The organism is Labrys monachus (assembly GCF_030814655.1).
In the GTDB taxonomy this organism is placed as follows: Bacteria; Pseudomonadota; Alphaproteobacteria; order Rhizobiales; family Labraceae; genus Labrys; species Labrys monacha.
This window is the reverse complement of sequence record NZ_JAUSVK010000001.1, coordinates 3,268,637-3,287,023: the sequence shown is the minus strand read 5'-3', so window position 1 is coordinate 3,287,023 and position 18,387 is coordinate 3,268,637. Positions and strand designations below refer to the sequence as shown.

At 67.6% G+C, this 18,387-nt stretch carries 16 protein-coding genes and 1 riboswitch; of the genes, 15 read left to right on the top strand and 1 reads right to left on the bottom strand.

Features of this window, described 5'->3' with window-relative positions; genetic code table 11:
- The first annotated feature begins 75 nt into the window (after positions 1-75).
- Both tpiA and J3R73_RS14890 read left to right on the top strand, forming a co-directional pair.
- The gene (gene tpiA, locus J3R73_RS14895; protein WP_307428179.1) at positions 76-837 is read left to right on the top strand and encodes a triose-phosphate isomerase; all 762 of its coding nucleotides are present in this window, start codon (positions 76-78) and stop codon (positions 835-837) included.
- Between the two features lie 22 nt (positions 838-859).
- The gene (locus tag J3R73_RS14890) at positions 860-1,327 is read left to right on the top strand and encodes a GNAT family N-acetyltransferase (RefSeq protein WP_307428177.1); all 468 of its coding nucleotides are present in this window, start codon (positions 860-862) and stop codon (positions 1,325-1,327) included.
- 85 nt (positions 1,328-1,412) lie between these two features.
- Here J3R73_RS14890 and J3R73_RS14885 read toward each other — a convergent pair whose 3' ends face one another.
- A complete protein-coding gene (locus tag J3R73_RS14885) occupies positions 1,413-2,498 on the bottom strand; it encodes a 2'-deoxycytidine 5'-triphosphate deaminase (RefSeq protein WP_370879922.1) in 1,086 nt (361 codons plus the stop codon).
- A 352-nt stretch (positions 2,499-2,850) separates the two neighbouring features.
- Positions 2,851-2,931: riboswitch (SAM riboswitch) on the top strand.
- Positions 2,932-2,964: 33 nt separating this feature from the next.
- Here J3R73_RS14885 and J3R73_RS14880 point away from each other — a divergent pair.
- The 13 genes from J3R73_RS14880 (at position 2,965) to J3R73_RS14820 (ending at position 18,370) form a co-directional block, all read left to right on the top strand.
- Positions 2,965-4,170 carry an O-succinylhomoserine sulfhydrylase gene (locus J3R73_RS14880; protein ID WP_307428171.1) on the top strand — a complete coding sequence of 402 codons (1,206 nt, stop codon included), beginning with the start codon at positions 2,965-2,967 and terminating at the stop codon, positions 4,168-4,170.
- Positions 4,171-4,356: 186 nt separating this feature from the next.
- Positions 4,357-4,704 carry a hydroxyisourate hydrolase gene (uraH, locus tag J3R73_RS14875; protein WP_307428168.1) on the top strand — a complete coding sequence of 116 codons (348 nt, stop codon included), beginning with the start codon at positions 4,357-4,359 and terminating at the stop codon, positions 4,702-4,704.
- Complete coding sequence (gene xdhA / locus J3R73_RS14870; protein WP_307428166.1) at positions 4,704-6,179, top strand: xanthine dehydrogenase small subunit; 1,476 nt, start codon at positions 4,704-4,706, stop codon at positions 6,177-6,179. Before uraH ends, xdhA begins: the two co-directional genes overlap by 1 nt.
- Positions 6,169-8,484: a xanthine dehydrogenase molybdopterin binding subunit gene (xdhB, locus tag J3R73_RS14865; RefSeq protein ID WP_307428163.1), complete on the top strand. Its 2,316-nt coding sequence runs from the start codon at positions 6,169-6,171 to the stop codon at positions 8,482-8,484. Before xdhA ends, xdhB begins: the two co-directional genes overlap by 11 nt.
- A gap of 19 nt (positions 8,485-8,503) precedes the next feature.
- Positions 8,504-9,532, top strand: a complete 1,029-nt coding sequence (gene xdhC, locus J3R73_RS14860; RefSeq protein ID WP_307428160.1) for a xanthine dehydrogenase accessory protein XdhC — start codon at positions 8,504-8,506, stop codon at positions 9,530-9,532.
- A gap of 46 nt (positions 9,533-9,578) precedes the next feature.
- Entirely contained in the window at positions 9,579-11,123 is a 1,545-nt protein-coding gene (locus J3R73_RS14855; RefSeq protein ID WP_307428157.1) for an ABC transporter ATP-binding protein, read from the top strand.
- The gene (locus J3R73_RS14850; protein WP_307428154.1) at positions 11,113-12,183 is read left to right on the top strand and encodes an ABC transporter permease; all 1,071 of its coding nucleotides are present in this window, start codon (positions 11,113-11,115) and stop codon (positions 12,181-12,183) included. The genes J3R73_RS14855 and J3R73_RS14850 overlap by 11 nt, the downstream gene beginning before the upstream one ends.
- Before the next feature lie 102 nt (positions 12,184-12,285).
- A complete protein-coding gene (locus J3R73_RS14845) occupies positions 12,286-13,221 on the top strand; it encodes an ABC transporter permease (RefSeq protein ID WP_307428151.1) in 936 nt (311 codons plus the stop codon).
- Between the two features lie 73 nt (positions 13,222-13,294).
- Positions 13,295-14,374: a BMP family ABC transporter substrate-binding protein gene (locus J3R73_RS14840; RefSeq protein ID WP_307428149.1), complete on the top strand. Its 1,080-nt coding sequence runs from the start codon at positions 13,295-13,297 to the stop codon at positions 14,372-14,374.
- Positions 14,375-14,502: 128 nt separating this feature from the next.
- Positions 14,503-15,687, top strand: a complete 1,185-nt coding sequence (locus tag J3R73_RS14835; RefSeq protein WP_307428147.1) for a urate hydroxylase PuuD — start codon at positions 14,503-14,505, stop codon at positions 15,685-15,687.
- The gene (gene uraD, locus J3R73_RS14830) at positions 15,684-16,178 is read left to right on the top strand and encodes a 2-oxo-4-hydroxy-4-carboxy-5-ureidoimidazoline decarboxylase (RefSeq protein WP_307428145.1); all 495 of its coding nucleotides are present in this window, start codon (positions 15,684-15,686) and stop codon (positions 16,176-16,178) included. The genes J3R73_RS14835 and uraD overlap by 4 nt, the downstream gene beginning before the upstream one ends.
- The gene (locus tag J3R73_RS14825) at positions 16,171-17,439 is read left to right on the top strand and encodes an allantoate amidohydrolase (RefSeq protein WP_307428142.1); all 1,269 of its coding nucleotides are present in this window, start codon (positions 16,171-16,173) and stop codon (positions 17,437-17,439) included. Before uraD ends, J3R73_RS14825 begins: the two co-directional genes overlap by 8 nt.
- 52 nt (positions 17,440-17,491) lie before the next feature.
- Entirely contained in the window at positions 17,492-18,370 is an 879-nt protein-coding gene (locus tag J3R73_RS14820) for an EamA family transporter (protein WP_370880087.1), read from the top strand.
- Positions 18,371-18,387: the final 17 nt, after the last annotated feature.

Here is an 18,387-nt window from a genome sequence, read left to right as displayed (position 1 = left end):
AGCGCGACGGCATTGATCCTTGCCGATGCCGGACGAGGTTGCTAATCACGCGAAAACAACAAGAGGATGATCGCGATGACGGCAATTCGGCCCCGCCCGCTGGTTGCGGGAAACTGGAAGATGAACGGCCTCGTGCTGGGGGTGAACGAGTTCGACGCCATCGCCACCGGTGTCGCGGCCCGCGAGGTCGGTCGCGCCGAGGTCCTGATCTGCCCGCCTTTCACGCTCATCTCCCGCTTTGCGGCCGCGGCGGCCGGCCAGCACATCAAGATCGGCGCGCAGGACTGTCATCCCAAATCCTCGGGCGCCCATACCGGGGACGTCTCGGCGGAGATGGTGAAGGACGCCGGCGCGAGCTACGTCATCGTCGGCCATTCCGAGCGGCGGGTCTGCTACGGGGAGTCGGATGCGCTCGTGCGGTCCAAGGCGGAAGCGGCGCGCCGCGCCGGGCTGGTCGCCATCATCTGCATCGGCGAGACGCAGGCCGAACGCGAGGCCGGCAGGACGATCGATGTCGTCGGCACCCAGCTTGCCGGCTCTCTGCCGGCCGGTGCCACCGGCGCCAACACCGTGATCGCCTATGAGCCGGTATGGGCGATCGGCACGGGCCTGACGCCGACGGTCGACGACGTCAAGGTGGTGCACGACTTCATCCGCTCGCGCCTGGTCGAGGCCCTTGAGGGCGAAGGCCATGAGTTGCGCATTCTCTATGGCGGTTCCGTCAAGCCGTCCAATGCGGCCGAACTGATGGCGGTCGACAATGTCGACGGCGCGTTGGTGGGCGGCGCCTCGCTCAAGGCGACGGATTTTCTCGGGATCGCCGCAGCCTATCGCTGAGGCCGTGCAGACAATGGGCACAATGGGCATCGCTGTCCGCAGGGTGGAGGGGGCGGAGGATCTCGGCTTCATGCTGGGCCTCGGCGCCCGTCTGGCCGCGGGGATCCGGACGGCTGGCCATACGGCCGCGGAGATCGGCGCGTTCCAGGACGAATATTCGGCCGCCAATCTCCGGGATCCGCCTCCCGAGGCTCTGACGGTCATCGCGGTCGACGGCGAGGGCGCGAAGCTCGGCTTCCTGCACGCTTTGCCGGGCCATGACGGCATCACCGGCGAGGCCAATGGCTATGTCGCCCTGCTCGCCGTCGTGGACGCGGCCGAGGGCCGGGGGGTGGCGCAGGCCTTGCTGCGGTCCGCTGAGGAATGGGCGCGGGAGAACGGCTACCGGTCGCTCTCGCTCGACGTGTTCTCGAGCAACGGCCGCGCGCTCCACTTTTACGAGAAGAGCGGCTTCGCCGCTGAAAGCGTCCGCATGGTGAAGCCGCTCTAGAAAGGATGGCGCGCCGGCCGCCGATCGGCACGGCCCGCTCAGGGAACGGGAAGGTCCGGCGAGTCCTGTCCGCCGACCCTTGGGCTCACGTCCTGAAATGCTTGGAGAGCTTCAGCGCCTGGCCCTGATAATTCGAGCTGAGGCCGGCGCCGTAGAGGACGGAGGGGCGCTCCTGCATCCGCTCATAGATCAGCCGCCCGACGATCTGGCCGTCCTCGATGATGAAGGGCACTTCGCGCGAACGCACCTCCAGCACCGCCCGCGCCGCCTCCAGCCCGTCCGGCGAATAGCCGAAGCCGGGGTCGAAGAAGCCGGCATAATGGACGCGGAATTCGCCGACCAGCGGGTCGAAGGGCACCATCTCGGCGGCGAAGTCCGGCGGAACATGCACGGCTTCCTTCGATGCGAGGATATAGAATTCGTCGGGATCGAGGATCATCTCGTTCTTGCCGCGATGGCGGATGGGCTCCCAGAAATCGAGCAGGTCGAAGGCGGCGCGCCTGTCGATGTCGACCACGGCGGTATGGCGCTTGGCGCGATAGCCGACGATGCCGTCCTCGATGCCCGAGAGATCGACGGACACGGCGACTCCGCCGGCGATGTCCGGGTCGGGCGTCGACACGAGGTGCATGCGGCGCTGCAATTCGCGCAACTCGGCGTCGGCGATATGCGCGTCGCCGCGGCGGAAGCGGATCTGCGACAGGCGCGAGCCGGTGCGCACCAGCACGGGGAAGGTGCGCGGGCCGATCTCGGCATAGAGCGGGCCGTCATAGCCCGCCTCGACCTGGTCGAAGGCGCGGGCATGGTCGGTGATCACCCGGGTGAAGACGTCCAGGCGCCCGGTCGAGCTCTTCGGATTGGTCGACGCCAGCAGGCCGTCCGGCATGGCGATGCTCTCGATGAGCGGCGCGATATAGACGCAGCCCGTCTCCAGGACGGCCCCCTCGGTCAGGTCGATCTCATGCAAGGCGAGGTCGGCGATGCGCTCGGCGACGGTGTTGCGCGGGCCCGGCAGGAAGCTCGCGCGCATGCGATAGGCCTTGGTGCCCAGCCGCAGGTCGAGGCTCGCGGGCTGGATCTGGTCGTCGGCGAGCGGACGGTCCATGCGGATCGCCCCCTTCTCGACGAGCGCGGAAATCGCCTGGTAGGGCAGGATGCCGGAAGAGTGCATGGAAGCTGCCTGTCGAGAAATCATATGTCCGTTCCGCCCTGCGGGAGCGCGATGATGTTGGTTCCGGATCTTCACCGTTTCCCGGTGACCGGCCTCCGGCGAAATCCACGTTGCGACGGCCGCCCCGGGCGGCATGCAGGGCCGTGCGGACGAAGAGGCGCCGCCCGAACGGCATCGAGGCTCCCCGCGGGCTTTCCCGGAAAGTCCTCCCGCCGCGACGCCTCGTATCGGCCCTTCCCGTCGAGGGAACGGCGACACGCGGTGCATCGTCCTGCCCGGTCCTGCGAACCTTGACTCACAACGCTCTAGACGAAACCTTCCGTTGACGCCATGGATGCTTGGGGCTAATCACAGGCTTCGTCGTGGTGAATTTGGGCCGGCCGGCTTGCAGCCACGTAAAACAACTTGCTAAAGGGGCCGTGGGGAAGAGCGTTCGCGCTCGACTGCGGCTACAGGAATGCCGCAAATGAACGATCCCTCATCGAAGTCCGCATCCCCCCGCAACTGGCGCCCTGCAACGCGCCTGGTCCATGCGGGCACATCCCGCTCGCAGTTCGGGGAGACGTCCGAGGCGCTGTTCCTCACGCAGGGCTTCGTCTACGACACGGCCGAGGCGGCCGAGGCCCGGTTCAAGGGCGACGAAGCGGGCTTCATCTACAGCCGCTTCTCCAATCCCACCGTCGCCATGTTCGAGCGGCGCATGGCCGAGCTGGAGGGTGCCGAGGCCGCCCGAGCCACCGCCTCCGGCATGGCCGCCGTCACCGCGGCGCTGGTCGGGCAGGTCAAGGCCGGGGATCACATCGTTGCGGCGAAGGCTCTCTTCGGGTCCTGTCGCTATGTGATCGAAGAGCTGCTGCCGCGCTTCGGCGTCGCTTCGACGCTGGTCGACGGCACGGATCTCGACCAGTGGCGTGCGGCCGTGCGGCCGGAGACCAAGGTCTTCTTTCTCGAGAGCCCGACCAATCCGACCCTCGAAATCCTCGATATCGCGGCGATCGCTGCCATTGCCAGGGATGCCGGTGCCTCCCTCGTCGTCGACAACGTCTTCGCCACGCCGATGCTGCAGAGCCCGCTGGAACTGGGCGCCACCTGCGTCGTCTATTCCGCCACCAAGCATATAGACGGGCAGGGCAGGTGCCTGGCCGGCGTGATCCTCGCCTCCGAGAAGTTCATCGCCGACCACATCCAGACCTATCTGCGCCAGACCGGGCCTTCCATCTCCCCGTTCAACGCTTGGGTGATGCTGAAGGGCATCGAGACCCTGCCGCTGCGGGTGGAAAAGCAGGTCGCCAATGCCGCGCGGGTCGCCGATGTCCTGGCGGCGCACAAGGCGGTCGAGCGCGTGATCTACCCCTTCCGGGACGACCATCCGCAGGCGGCGCTCGCCCGCCGCCAGATGAAGGCCGGCGGCACGCTGGTGACCTTCGAGGTGGCCGGCGGCAAGCAGGGTGCGTTCCGGGTCGCGAACGCGCTCAGGGTGACCCGGATCTCCAACAATCTCGGCGACGCCAAGAGCCTGGTGACCCATCCCTCGACCACGACGCATCAGCGCTTCGACGAGGACCAGCGCCTCGGCATGGGCATTCGCCAGGGCATGCTGCGCTTCTCCGCCGGAATCGAGGATGCCGACGACCTCGTCGAGGATTTCCTCCAGGCGCTCGATCAGGCTTGAGGAGCAGCGGATCGGGGGAGGCCCCCCTCCGGACGGCCGGGGCGGCCCACCGATCGGCATCTTTGCTTCGAGTAACGGCCGGCCGGCGGGCCAAATCTGCAAGCGTCGGACGAATATTCTGCCGCCTCCTCTTTTCGCCGCCGCCAAAAGAGGCAAATATGACGTTGCTCCGATTTGAGGCGTTCGATGGCAGGCCGTTTGACGACACATGTCCTGGACACCAGCGCCGGCAGGCCCGCCGCCGGCCTGAAGCTGACCTTGCGCCGCCTCGCCGACGGCGCGGTGCTCGCCGAATGCGTCACCAATGCGGACGGTCGGGTCGACCGGCCGCTTCTCGCGGACGATGATTTCGCCGCGGGCAGCTACGAGATCGTCTTCGAAGCGGGCGACTATTTTCGGGCCAATGGCGTCGTGCTGCCGGAGCCCGCCTTTCTCGACGCCATACCGATCCGCTTCGGGCTGGCCGAGCCGACGCATTATCACGTGCCTCTGCTGGTCTCGCCCTATGGCTACTCAACCTATCGAGGCAGCTGATGCGCCAGTCGATTCGCTATCTGCGCAAGGGCGTCATCGAAACCGTCGAAGGGCTCGATCCCAAGGAGACCCTGCTCGATCACCTGCGCCTGACCAAGCGCGCCGTCGGGACCAAGGAAGGCTGCAACGAAGGCGATTGCGGCGCCTGCACGGTGGTGCTCGGCCGGATGCGCGACGGAGCGCTGCATTATGAGCCCGTCAACGCCTGCATCACGCTGACCGGCATGGTCGACGGCTGCGAACTCGTCGCCGTCGAGGATCTGGCCGAGGGCGACGCTCTGCATCCGGTCCAGCAGGCCATGGTCGACCACCACGGCTCGCAATGCGGCTTCTGCACGCCGGGCATCGTGATGTCGCTGTTCTCGCTCTACCAGGAGGGGACGCGCCCGGTCTCGCGGCAGACCGTGACCGACCAGCTCGCCGGCAATCTGTGCCGCTGCACCGGCTACCGGCCGATCATCGATGCTGCGATGTCCGTCTGCGCCGGGCTGGCGACGGACGCGTTCGCCCGGGAGAAGGCCGGGACGGTGCGCTCGCTCGCGGTCCTCCATGACGGCGTCGACGTCTTCGTCGGCGATGAGCAGCGCTTCTTTGCGGCACCCGCCTCGGTGGATTCGCTCGCCCGACTCTATCTGCGCCATCCCGACGCGACGCTGGTGGGCGGCGCCACGGATGTCGGCCTGTGGATCACCAAGCAATTGCGCGACCTCCGGAAAATCATCTGGCTCGGCCGCGTGGAAAAGCTCGATCGCCTGTCCGTCAATGCCGAGGGCATTTCGATGGGAGCCGCGGTGACGCATGCCCGGGCGCTGGACGTGCTTGCCGGCGTCGACCCCGATCTCGGCGAGCTGATGCGCCGCTTCGGCTCCACGCAGGTGCGGGCGTCCGGGACGGTCGGCGGCAACATCGCCAACGGCTCCCCAATCGGCGACCTCGCGCCCGCTTTGATCGCGCTCGGCGCCAAGCTCTATCTGCGCCGCGGTGACGACGGCCGGTCCCTGCCTCTGGAGGACTTCTTCGTCGCCTATGGCAAGCAGGATCGGCTTGCCGGCGAATTCGTCGTCGGGCTCGCCCTGGCGAGGTTGCGGCCGGACGAGGCCTTCCGCTGCTACAAGATCTCCAAGCGCTTCGACGAGGACATCTCGGCGGTGATGGGCGCGTTCAAGTTCACGCTGGAGGACGGCCGCATCGCCGGCGCCCGCGTGGCGTTCGGCGGCATGGCGGCGACGCCGAGGCGCGGCAAGCAGACCGAGGCGGCGCTCGCCGGCATCGATCTCGACGACAGTTCGACCTGGCCGAAGGCGCTCGATGCGCTCGGCCGGGATTTCCAGCCGATCGCCGACATGCGCGCCTCCGCCGAATATCGCCAGGAGGTGGCGCGTGCGCTGCTGATGAAGGCGCTGGTCGAGGTCGCGGGCGCCGAAACCACCGAGACGCGATTGCTGGGCCGCCGGGAGCGTGCCGATGCTGCATAAACCGTCACTGCCGAGCGAAACGACGGCGGCCGGCCGGTCGCGACCGCATGATTCGGCGACGAAGCACGTCGCCGGCGCCGCCCTCTATGTCGACGACGTGCCCGAACCCGCCGGCACGCTGCATGTCGTTCCGGTGGGCTCGAAGATCGCGGCCGGGCGGATCCTCGTCATGGACCTGGAGGCGGTGCGCGCGGCGCCGGGCGTGGTCGCCGTGCTGACGGCGGCCGACGTGCCCGGCCGCAACGACGTCTCGCCGGTCGATTTCGACTGCGACCCGTGCCTGGCGGAGGAGAGCATCGAGTTCCATTCCCAGGTCGTGTTCGCCGTCGTCGGGCGCAGCCGGGAGCAGGCGAGGCGCGCCGCCGCTCTCGCCAGGATCGAATACAGCGAGACGATCCCGGTCGTGACCGTCGACGAGGCTCTCGACCAGGACGTGGTGGTGATGCCCGATTATGCCTTCGCGCAGGGCGAGCCGGACGAGGCGCTCGACGGCGCCGCCAACCGCCTGCACGGCTCGATCCGCATCGGAGGCCAGGAGCATTTCTATCTCGAAGGGCAGGTCGTCCTCGCCGTTCCCGGCGAGGACAGCGACATGTATGTGCTGTCCTCGACGCAGCATCCGACCGAGGTCCAGCATGTCGTCGCCCGCGTGCTGGGCGTCGCCGATCATGCGGTGGAGTGCGAGGTCCGACGCATGGGCGGCGGCTTCGGCGGCAAGGAGAGCCAGGCCAGCCAATGGGCTGCGCTGGCGGCGCTGGCCGCCCGCGTCACCGGCCGGCCCTGCAAGCTGCGCCTCGACCGCGACGACGATATGGCGATGACGGGCAAGCGCCATGATTTCCTCGTCAATTACGACGTCGGCTTCGACGAGGACGGCGTCATCACCGGCTATGACGTGCTCTATGCCGCCCGCTGCGGCTATTCGGCGGACCTGTCGCTCGGCATCTGCGACCGGACCATGTTCCACGCCGACAACGCCTATTTCCTCGGGGATGCGCGCATCGCGACGAGGCGCATGAAGACCAACACGGTGTCCAACACCGCCTTTCGCGGCTTTGGCGGCCCGCAGGGCATGATGGGCATGGAACGGGCCATCGATGCGATTGCCTGGACGCTCGGTCTCGATCCGCTCGACGTACGCAAGGCGAATTTCTACGCCGGCGGGCGCGACCGCACGCCCTATGGCCAGACGGTGGAGGACAACATCCTCCTCGAACTGGTCGAGACGCTGGAGGCGAGCGCCGATTACCGCGAGCGCCGCAGGCGGATCGCCGCATTCAACGACAACAGCGCCATCCTGAAGAAGGGCATCGCGCTGACGCCGGTGAAGTTCGGGATTTCCTTCACGCTGATCCAGCTCAACCAGGCCGGCGCGCTCGTGCACGTCTATTCGGATGGCTCGGTCCATCTGAACCATGGCGGGACCGAGATGGGGCAGGGCCTCTACATGAAGGTGGCGCAGGTCACGGCCGACGTCTTCGGCATCGACGTCTCCGCGGTGAAGATCACCGCGACCACCACCGCCAAGGTGCCCAACACCTCGCCCACCGCGGCTTCCTCCGGCACCGATCTCAACGGCCAGGCGGCGCGCGCCGCCGCCCTCGCGATCCGCGACCGCATGGCGGCCGTGGCCGCGAACGAGTTCGGCGTCGCCGCCGAATCGATCGCATTCGAGGGCGGGCGCGTCGTCGCCGGCGGTCGGAGCCTGTCCTTCGGCGAACTCGCCAAGATGGCGGTGCAGGCCCGGGTCTCGCTGTCTGCGACGGGCTTCTACAAGACCCCGAAGATCCATTGGGACAGGGCAGCCGGCCTCGGCCGTCCCTTCCTGTATTTCGCCTATGGCGCGTCCTGCTCCGAAGTCACGATCGACACGCTGACGGGCGAGATGAAGGTCGACCGCGTGGACATCCTCCACGATGTCGGCCGCTCGCTCAATCCGGCGATCGACATCGGCCAGATCGAAGGCGGCTTCGTCCAGGGCATGGGCTGGCTGACCACCGAGGAACTGGTGTTCGATGCCCAGGGGCGCCTGCGCACCCACGCCCCCTCGACCTACAAGATCCCGACCGCCGGCGACGTTCCCGAGGATTTCCGCGTGGCGCTGTTCGAGCGGCAGAATCGCGAGGAGACGGTCGGCCGGTCGAAGGCGGTGGGCGAGCCGCCGCTGATGCTGGCGATTTCCGTGTTCTGCGCCATCGCCGACGCCATCCACAGCCTGGCGCCGGGGGCTCGGGTCTCGCTCGATGCGCCCGCGACGCCGGAGGAGATCCTGAAGTCGATCAAAGCGGCCATGCGGGCATCCTGACAGGCGGCCGGAAAGCACCATGGGCATTTTCGCCACGCTGGAGAGGATGGTCGAACGGGACGGCGGCGCCGTCCTCGTCACGGTCATGGCCGTCAGCGGTTCGAGCCCGCGCGAAGCCGGAACCCGCATGGCCGTGCGGCCCGACGGCGCGTTTTCCGGCACGATCGGCGGCGGCGCCCTGGAGTGGCAGGCCCTGGCCGAGGCACAGGCGCTGCTCGCCAGCGCCGCCGGGAGCCGCATGCGCATGACGGATAGGGCGCTCGGTCCGGATCTCGGCCAATGCTGCGGCGGCCGCGTGCGGCTGATGCTCGAACGGTTCGATCGGACGGACCTGCCCTGGCTTGCGGCCCTGTCGGCGCGGGAAGACGGAGCGGAGATGATCACGATCGGCCTGCCGCAGCCCGGCGGCTCCTTCTCGCGCCGGCCGGCGGGTGAGACCGAGGCGGCGCTTGCCCCGTCCGCCGCGCCCGTGCTGCTGGCCGACGGGCGGCTGGTCGAGCGGTTCGGAAGTCGCAACCCGCCGGTCTATCTGTTCGGAGCCGGGCATGTCGGCCGAGCGCTCGTGATGGCGCTGGCGCCGCTGCCCTTCGAACTCTTCTGGTTCGATCCGCGGACCGACGCCTTTCCGGCCCATGTGCCGCGGCAGGTCAGGATCATGCGCGATCCCCAGCCGGAGCGGAGCCTGGGCCAGGCGCCGGACGATGCCCGCATCCTGATCATGACGCATAGCCACGCGCTGGATCTTGCCATCGCCCTGGCGGCGCTCGCCGCGGGGCGCTTTGCCTATGTCGGCGTGATCGGCTCGCAGACCAAGCGCGCCCGCTTCCTGTCGCAGATGCGCCAGGCGGGCCTCGACGAGGAGCGCATCGCCCGGTTGACCTGCCCGATCGGCATTCCCGGCATCGAAGGCAAGGAGCCGGCGGTGATCGCAGCCTCGGTCGTGGCGCAGATCTTGCTCCTTCCGGCATATGCGGCGGCGGGGGCCGGCCGCGAAGAAAGCCGCCTTCCGGCGGAACGCCGTTCTGTTGGGGGAAAAGCGGTTTCATGATGTTTGTGTGCTTCGCAAGCAGGGTGGCGCTGCCTATAAATTGGGCATGTCCATGAAGGCGGCTTCAGTTGCGGAAAATTCGGTGCCCCTGATCGAGGCGCGCGGGATCGTCAAGATTTTCGGAACGCTGAGAGCCAATGACGGCATCGACCTCAAGATCATGCCGCACGAGATCCATGCGCTGCTCGGCGAGAACGGCGCGGGCAAGTCGACCTTCGTGAAGATCCTGTACGGCCTGCTGCAGCCCAATGAGGGGCAGTTGCTCTGGCAGGGCCGGCCGGTCCATCTGCCGCGCCCGGCCGCCGCCCGGGCGCTCGGCATCGGCATGGTGTTCCAGCATTTCTCGCTGTTCGACAATCTCACCGTGGCGGAGAACGTCGCGCTGGCCCAGCCGCCGGGCACCAGGCTGCGCGAGGTGGAGGAACGCATCGCCGCCGTCTCCGCCGCCTATGGCCTGCCGCTGGAGCCCCGGCGCCCGGTGTATACGCTGTCGGTCGGCGAGCGCCAGCGCATCGAGATCGTCCGCTGCCTGATGCAGGATCCCAAGCTCCTGATCCTGGACGAGCCGACTTCGGTGCTGACGCCGCAGGAGGCGGACCAGCTCTTCGTCACGCTGGAGCGCATCGCCGGCGAGGGGCGGGCGGTGCTGTATATTTCCCACCGCCTCGACGAGGTCAGGCGCCTGTGCCAGACGGCGACGGTGCTTCGGCACGGCAAGCTCGTGGCGACCTGCGATCCCCGCAAGGAGACCGCGGCGAGCCTCGCGCGCTTGATGGTGGGGGCCGACATCGGCGTCGTCGGCCTCGGCCGCCCGGCCGACGAGAGCGGTCCGGTGAGGCTCGAAGTCCAATCCCTCTCGCTGCCGGCGGAGGACCTGCACGGCGTTGCGCTCAAGGATATCTCGCTTGCGGTCCGCAGCGGCGAAGTCGTCGCGATCGCGGGCGTGGCAGGCAACGGCCAGTCGGAACTCTTCGCCGCGCTTTCGGGCGAGCGCGTCGTCGGCGCCGCCGCCGCCGTGAAGATCGATGGCAAGCCCGTCGGCCGGCTGGGCGTCACGGGTCGGCGCCGCCTCGGGGCTGCCTTCGTGCCGGAGGAGCGGCTCGGCCACGCCTCGGTGCCGCGCATGCCGCTGTCGCGCAATGCGCTGCTTACCGGCCATGCCACCGGCGGGCTCGTCTCCTATGGCCTGATCGACATGGGCAAGGCATCGCAGCAGGCCGACACGATCTCGCGGATCTTCCAGGTCCGCAAGGGCAAGGCGGATCCGGAGGCGGGGGCTCTGTCCGGCGGCAATCTGCAGAAATTCGTGGTCGGCCGGGAAATGCTGCGCGAACCGAGCCTTCTCATCATCAACCAGCCGACCTGGGGCGTCGATGCCGGCGCGGCCGCCTTGATCCACCAGGCCCTGATCGACCTGGCGCGCAGGGGTTCGGCGGTGATCGTCATCAGCCAGGATCTCGACGAGATATTCCAGATCGCCGACAGGATATCGGTCATCCACGATGGCCGGCTGTCCCAGCCGGAGCCGGCGAGGGGAATGAGCATGGAGAGGATCGGGCTGCTGATGGGGGGCGCCGCCCATGCGCATTGAGCTGGAAAAGCGCGCCGAGCGCTCGCGCCTGATGGCGCTCGTGTCGCCCCTGATCGCGATCCTGCTGACGGTGGTCTCGGCCGCGGTGATCTTCAGCCTGTACGGCAAGGCGCCGGGCGATGCGCTCTATGTCTACTTCGTCAAGCCGCTGACCAGCCTGCGCACGGCGCAGGAACTGGTCGTCCGCGCGACGCCGCTCGTGCTGATGGGGGTGGGCCTCTCCCTCTGCTACGTCTCCAACAACTGGAATATCGGCGCGGAAGGGCAATACATCATCGGCGCCACGGTCGGCGGCGGCATCGCGCTGCTCTTCCAGGGACAGACGCCCTTCTACGCCGTGCCCTTGATCATGGTGGGCGGCATGGTCGGCGGGGCGCTGTGGGGCCTCATCCCGGGCCTGCTCAAGACGCGCTTCAACACCAACGAAATCCTCACCAGCCTCATGCTGGTCTACATCGCCGAGCGCATCATCGATTATTTCGTGCGCGGGCCGTGGCGCGATCCCGCCGGGCTCAACTTTCCGCTGACCGCGAATTTCGACAACACCCTGCCGACGCTGTTCCGCCGCAGCCCCATCCATCTGGATTCGATCTTCGCGGTGCTCGTGGTGATCGCCGCGGCCATCCTGCTGTGGCGCAGCCTCAAGGGCTTCGAGATCAGGGTGCTCGGCGAGGCGCCGCGCGCCGGCCTGTTCGCGGGCTTCTCCCCGCAGCGCACGACGCTGGTCGTCTTCGCCGTCTCGGGCGCCCTGGCGGGCCTCGCTGGCGTCAGCGTGGCGGACGGCACCATGGGCATGCTGCAGATTCCCTTTGCCTCGGGCTACGGCTTCACCGCCATCATCGTTGCCTTTCTCGGCCGCCTCAATCCTGTCGGCATCCTCCTTGCCGGCCTGCTGCTGGCCCTGTCCTATCTCGGCGGCGAAGCGGCGCAGATCTCCCTGAAGGTGCCGATCGGCATCACCAGCGTGATCCAGGGCCTGCTGCTCTTCTATGTCCTGGCCTGCGACACGCTCATTCTCTATCGCCTGCGCGTCACCCGGTCCGAAGCGAAAGTGGTCTAAAGCAAAATGCGTTCAAGCCGGAGCGGACCACCAATTCAACGCATTGGTATTGAAAGCATTTTTCGATTCTCGTTGAGTCGATCCGAAGATGGAACGCGCTAGATGAATTTCACCGAAGCCGTCATCCTCACCATCATCGCCTCGTCGACGCCCTTCGTGCTGGCCGGCATCGGCGAACTGGTGGCGGAGCGTTCCGGCGTGCTCAATCTCGGCGTCGAGGGCATGATGATCATGGGCACGATCACCGGTTTCGCCACCGCCTACGTCACCGACAGCGCCACGCTCGGCTTCATTGCGGCGATCGCGGCGGGCATGGTGTTTTCCTCGCTCTTCGCCTTCATGACGCTCGGCCTCGCCGCCAATCAGGTCGCTTCCGGCCTGGCGCTGACCATCCTCGGGCTCGGCCTGTCGGACCTCGTCGGCACCGGCTTCGTCGGGCTCAACCGGTCGAAGATCCCCTCGCTCGACATTCCCGGGCTGACGGACCTGCCGATGGTCGGGCCGATTCTCTTCGGCCAGGATGCGCTGGTCTACCTGTCGATCGCGCTGGTGGCGGCGGTGTGGTGGTTTCTCTATCGCAGCCGCGGCGGGCTGATCCTGCGGGCCGTCGGGGAGAGCCATGTCTCCGCCCATGCCCTCGGCTATCCCGTGCGCCTGATCCGCTTCGGCGCGGTGCTGTTCGGCGGCGGCTGCGCGGGGCTCGCCGGCGCCTATCTGTCGCTCGCGGACACGCCCTTCTGGGGCACCGGCATGACGGCGGGCCGCGGCTGGATCGCGCTGGCGCTGGTGGTCTTCGCCTCGTGGCGGCCGTGGCGGCTGCTGCTGGGCGCCTATTTCTTCGGCGCGATCTGGATCGGCAACCTGCATATCCAGGCGCTCAGCGGCTCTTTGCCGCGCTGGCTGGTGTGGCCGCCTCAATTCTGGACGGCCTTGCCCTATCTTGCCACTGTGATCGTTCTGGTGATGATTTCGAGCGGCAAGGACAGGAGCGGCGCCGCGCCCGCCTCGCTCGGCACGCCATTCGTGCCGGATCGCTAAATCGGTTTCGCGCCGGGTGCGGGCCGTCGCCCGGCGGACAGGATCTTACGGTTCACGACGAGGGGTACTGCAAATGAAAAGAACAATTCTCGCCGCCTTGAGCGCCATCGGACTGGCCGCGACCGTCCTGGCCGCTCCGGCCCTGGCCGAGGACAAGCTCAAGGTCGGCTTCATCTATCTCGGGCCGGTCGGCGATTATGGCTGGACCTATCAGCACGAGGTCGGCCGCCAGGCTGTCGTCAAGGCGCTCGGCGACAAGGTCGACACCACCTATGTCGAGAACGTGCCGGAGGGGCCGGATGCCCAGCGCGCCATCGAGAACCTCGCGGCCGACGGCAACAAGCTGATCTTCACCACCTCCTTCGGCTATATGGACCCGACCATCAAGGCGGCGAAGAACTATCCGGATGTCGATTTCGAGCACGCCACCGGCTTCAAGCGCGCCGACAATGTCTCGACCTATGCCGCCCGCTTCTACGAAGGGCGCTACATCGAGGGCGTGATCGCCGCCAAGATGTCGAAGTCCGGCATCGTCGGCTATGTCGCGCCGTTCCCGATTCCCGAGGTGATCTCGGGCATCAATTCCTTCATGCGCGGCGCCCAGTCGGTCCGTCCGGACCTCAAGATCAAGATCGTGTGGGTGTCGACCTGGTACGACCCCGGCAAGGAAGCGGACGCCGCCAAGGCGCTGATCGCCCAGGGCGCCGATATTCTCGCCCAGCACACCGACAGCCCGGCCGCCATGCAGGCCGCTGCCGAGAAGGGGATCTATGCCTTCGGGCAGGATTCCGACATGATCAAGTTCGGCCCGAAGGCCCAGCTCACCGCCATCGTCAACAATTGGGGCGACTACTACATCGAGCGCACCAAGGCGGTGTTGGACGGCACCTGGAAGTCGACGGATACCTGGCAAGGCCTCGACAAGGGCATGGTGAAGATGGCTGATTTCACCAACATGCCGGACGACGTGAAGAAGCTCGCCCAAGATACTGAGGACGGGCTCAAATCCGGCAAGATCAACCCGTTCTCCTGCCCGGTCGTCAACCAGGACGGGCAGACCGTGGAGTGCAAGGGCGGCGACCATCTCGATGCCGGCCAGATCCTCGGCATGAACTGGTATGTGAAGGGCATCGACGACAAGTTCCCGAACTGAGGCGTTCGCGCGAGGGACGACGGCCCCGCCCGGGGGCGTCGTCCCGGCGTGCCGCTCTCCGATCGGCGACCCGGTCGGGGGCCCTCCGAAAGCGCGCTCTCGATCCACCCTCAAGCTCAGCGGACGACATGGCCGGTTTCTTCATCGATTGGTTCAACCTGCTGCTGCGCTGGGGGCACATGACCCTCGGCATCGCCTGGATCGGCGCGAGCTTCCACTTCGTCTGGCTCGATTTTTCGTTCCGCAAGCGCGAGCGCATGAACCAGGGCGTCTACGGCACGTCGTGGATGGTGCATGGCGGCGGCTTCTACCATGTCGAGAAATATCTCGTCGCCCCGGCCACGCTGCCCGGCGACCTGCACTGGTTCAAGTGGGAGGCCTATCTCACCTGGATGAGCGGCATGTTCCTGCTCGCCGTGCAATATTACTGGAACGCCGACGCCTATCTGATCGACGCCTCGGTGATGCCGCTCAGCCAATCGGGCGCCATCGCGATCTCCCTCCTCACGCTCGCCGGCGGCTGGATCGTCTATGACGGCCTGTGCCGGTCGAGGATCGGGCGCAGTCCCGGCCTGCTCGTCGCCTGCGTGTTCGCGCTCGTGGTCGGCGCGGCCTATCTCTTCACCCACATCTTCTCGGGCCGCGGTGCGCTGATCCATGTCGGTGCGTTCATGGGCACGATCATGGCGGCCAACGTTTTCATGGTTATCATCCCCAACCAGAGCGTCATGGTCGGCCAGCTGATGCGCGGCGAGGTGCCGGACGGCGAATTCGGCCGTATCGGCAAGCAGCGCTCGCTGCACAACAACTATCTGACGCTGCCGGTGCTGCTGATGATGATCTCGAACCATTATCCTTTCCTGACCGGCAGCGGGCAGGCCTGGATCGTGGTGGCCCTCGTGCTGGTGATCGGCGCGCTGGTGCGGCATTTCATCAATCGCGGCGACGCGGGAGACCCGTTCGAGAAGCATGCATGGGCATTGCCCGTGGCGGCGGTCGCGCTGCTTGCGGCGATCTTCGTCAGCCTGCCGCGCGAGGCGCCTGCCATGGTGGGCGGGCCGGTGAGCGACGACCGCGTCCTGGCGATCACCGGCACCCATTGCATCGCCTGCCATTCGGCCAAGCCGACCAACAGCGCCTTTGCCGCGCCGCCCAAGGGTGTCGTCTTGACGACTCTGGACGGCATCCGGCAGCATGGCGACCAGATCAAGCAATTCGCGGTGATCGGGCGGGCGATGCCGCTCGGCAACACCACCCATATAACGGATCTCGAGCGCGCCGAACTCGGCGCCTGGATCGATGCCCATAAATGACCCTCGACCAAGTCAATTCCCTCGATCCCACCGCTTTCGTGGAGGCGTTCGGCGATATCGCCGAGGACACGCCCTGGGTTGCGGCGGGCGCGGCGCTCTCGCGCCCCTATGACAGCCGCGCCGCGATGGTGGACGCCTTCCAGGCGGCGGTGTCGAACGCATCCCGGGCGGACCAGGAGGCGTTGATCCGCGCCCACCCGGATCTCGCAGGCCGGGCCATGCTCGCTCCCGCCTCGCGGGACGAACAAGCGGGCGCCGGCCTCGACAGCCTGTCGGCGGATGAGCTCGCCCGCTTCACCACCCTCAACCGGCATTATCGCGCGAAATTCCGCTTTCCCTTCATCCTCGCCGTCAAGGGCGCATCGAAGCACCAGATCCTCGACACCTTCGCCGCCCGCATCGACGGCGGCCGGGAGGAGGAGTTCCTCACCGCCTTGGCCCAGGTCATGCGCATCATCCGCTTCCGGCTCGAGGATCGCATCGATGGCTGACGACGCGTTCCTGGCGCTCGGCCGCGAGGCCGAACGCATGATCCGCGACCTCGCGCAGATCAGCGCGGAGGAGGGGCGCCTCATCCGCCTCTACCTCACCCCGGAACATCGGCACGCCGCCGATCTCGTCGGCCGCTGGATGTCGGAAGCGGGGCTCGACGTCACCGAGGATGCGCTCGGGACCGTCAGGGGCCGCCTCGATCCGGCCGGCGGCGGCCAGAACGCCGCGAGACGCCTGCTGATCGGCTCGCATATCGATACCGTCATCGATGCCGGCGCCTATGACGGCACCCTCGGCGTCATCGCCGGCATCCTGGCGGTGCGCGAGGTCGTCAGGCGCCACGGGCGGATGCCTTTCGGCATCGACGTCCTCGCCTTCGGCGACGAGGAGGGCTCGCGCTTCCCGGCGACGCTGCTGTGCTCCGAAGCCGTGGCGGGGCATTTCGATTCCGCCGCCCTCGCCGTCGAATCCGTCGACGGCGTGCGCCTCGACGACGCCCTTCGGCGCTATGGCAAGGATCCCGCCCGCATCGGCGAGGCCGCCTATGATCCGGAGGAAGCCGCTGCCTATGTCGAGGTGCATATCGAGCAGGGCCCGGTTCTCGAGCAGGCCGGCGAGGCGCTGGGCGTCGTCACCGCGATCGCCAGCCAGTCGCGCCATACGGTGACGGTGATCGGCGAGGCCGGGCATGCCGGGACCGTGCCGATGGCGCTACGCCGCGACGCGCTCGCCGCCAGTGCCGAGATCGCGCTGGCGCTCGAAGGCCTCGCTTTGGGCAACGCCGATGATTTCATGGTCGGCACCGTGGGCAAGATGAGCGTTCTGCCCGGAGCCACCAATGTCATTCCGGCCAGGGTGGTGTTCACCGTGGACCTGCGTTCGCAGACGGATGCGCGGCGGCTCGAGGCGCTGGCCCGACTGCGCGACGAGATAGCCGCCATCGCCGACCGTCGCCGGGTGACGGCCTGGATGGAGAGGACGCATGAGGTGGCGGCCAAGCCCTGCGATCCCACGCTGCAGGCGGGCTTTGCCGGTGCCATCGCCGGGCAGGGCGGCCGGGCGATCCGCCTGCCTTCGGGCGCCGGGCATGACGGACAGGCGGTCGGCGCCCTCTGCCCGATCGGCATGCTGTTCGTGCGCTGCCGCGGCGGCATCAGCCATAATCCGGCCGAGTTCACCTCGGTCGAGGATATGGGGCGGGCCGTCGCAGCGCTGATCGGATTCATCGAAAACTTTGATCGGTCGTTCCTCGCCGCCTGAACCCAACCTCTGGTACAAGGCCGGAGGGCGAGGAAACGTCTTGGAAAAGAATATGTTCGATGGGGCGCGTGCCGCCGGACCGCGTTCGCAGGCCGGCATCGCCGTCCTCATGGCCGCCGGCTCGATGGTCTCGGTGCAGTTCGGCGCCGCCTTGGCCAAGCCGGCGATGGATATGTTCGGCACGCTCGCCACCACATGGGGGCGGCTCGCCTGGGCGGCGCTCCTCCTGGCCATCCTCGTGCGGCCGGATCCGCGCCGCTATGGCCGCCGGGCGATCGTCGGCGCCCTCGCGCTCGGCGTCGCCATCGCCGTGATGACGGTGACGTTCTACGAGGCGATCGTCCGCGTTCCCCTCGGCCTCGTGGTCGCCATCGAGTTTCTCGGACCGCTCAGCGTCGCCACCTTCGGTTTCGGGCGAAGCTGGCGCCTGGTCTGGCCGCTGGTCGCATTGGCCGGCGTGCTCTGCCTGGTCCGGGATCGCGAAGGCTGGAGCATCGACCCCATCGGGCTGGGCTTCGCGCTGGCCGCCGGCGTGGGATGGGGCTCCTACATCCTGCTGTCGAAGCGAACCGGCGCGGCCTTCAAGGGGTTGGACGGGCTTGCGATCTCCTTCATCGCGGCGGCCCTCGTCACCACGCCCTTCGGCCTCGCCGAAACCGGCTTGCACATGCCGATCCGTTTCGTGGCGGAGACGGCGGGTCTCGCTTTGCTGACGCCGCTGATCCCCTATGCGCTGGAGATGATGGCGCTGCGGCGGCTGCCGTCGCACAGTTTCGGCATCCTGATGAGCGCCGAACCGGCCATCGGCGCCCTCGCGGGCTTCTTCATCCTGAGCCAGCCTCTCAGCCTGCTGCAGATGGCCGGCATCGGCCTCGTGATCGCCGCCAGTATCGGCGCGATCACCAGCGCGAGCGAGCGCGCTGCCGCTTGAAGTCCATCCGGCGTTCC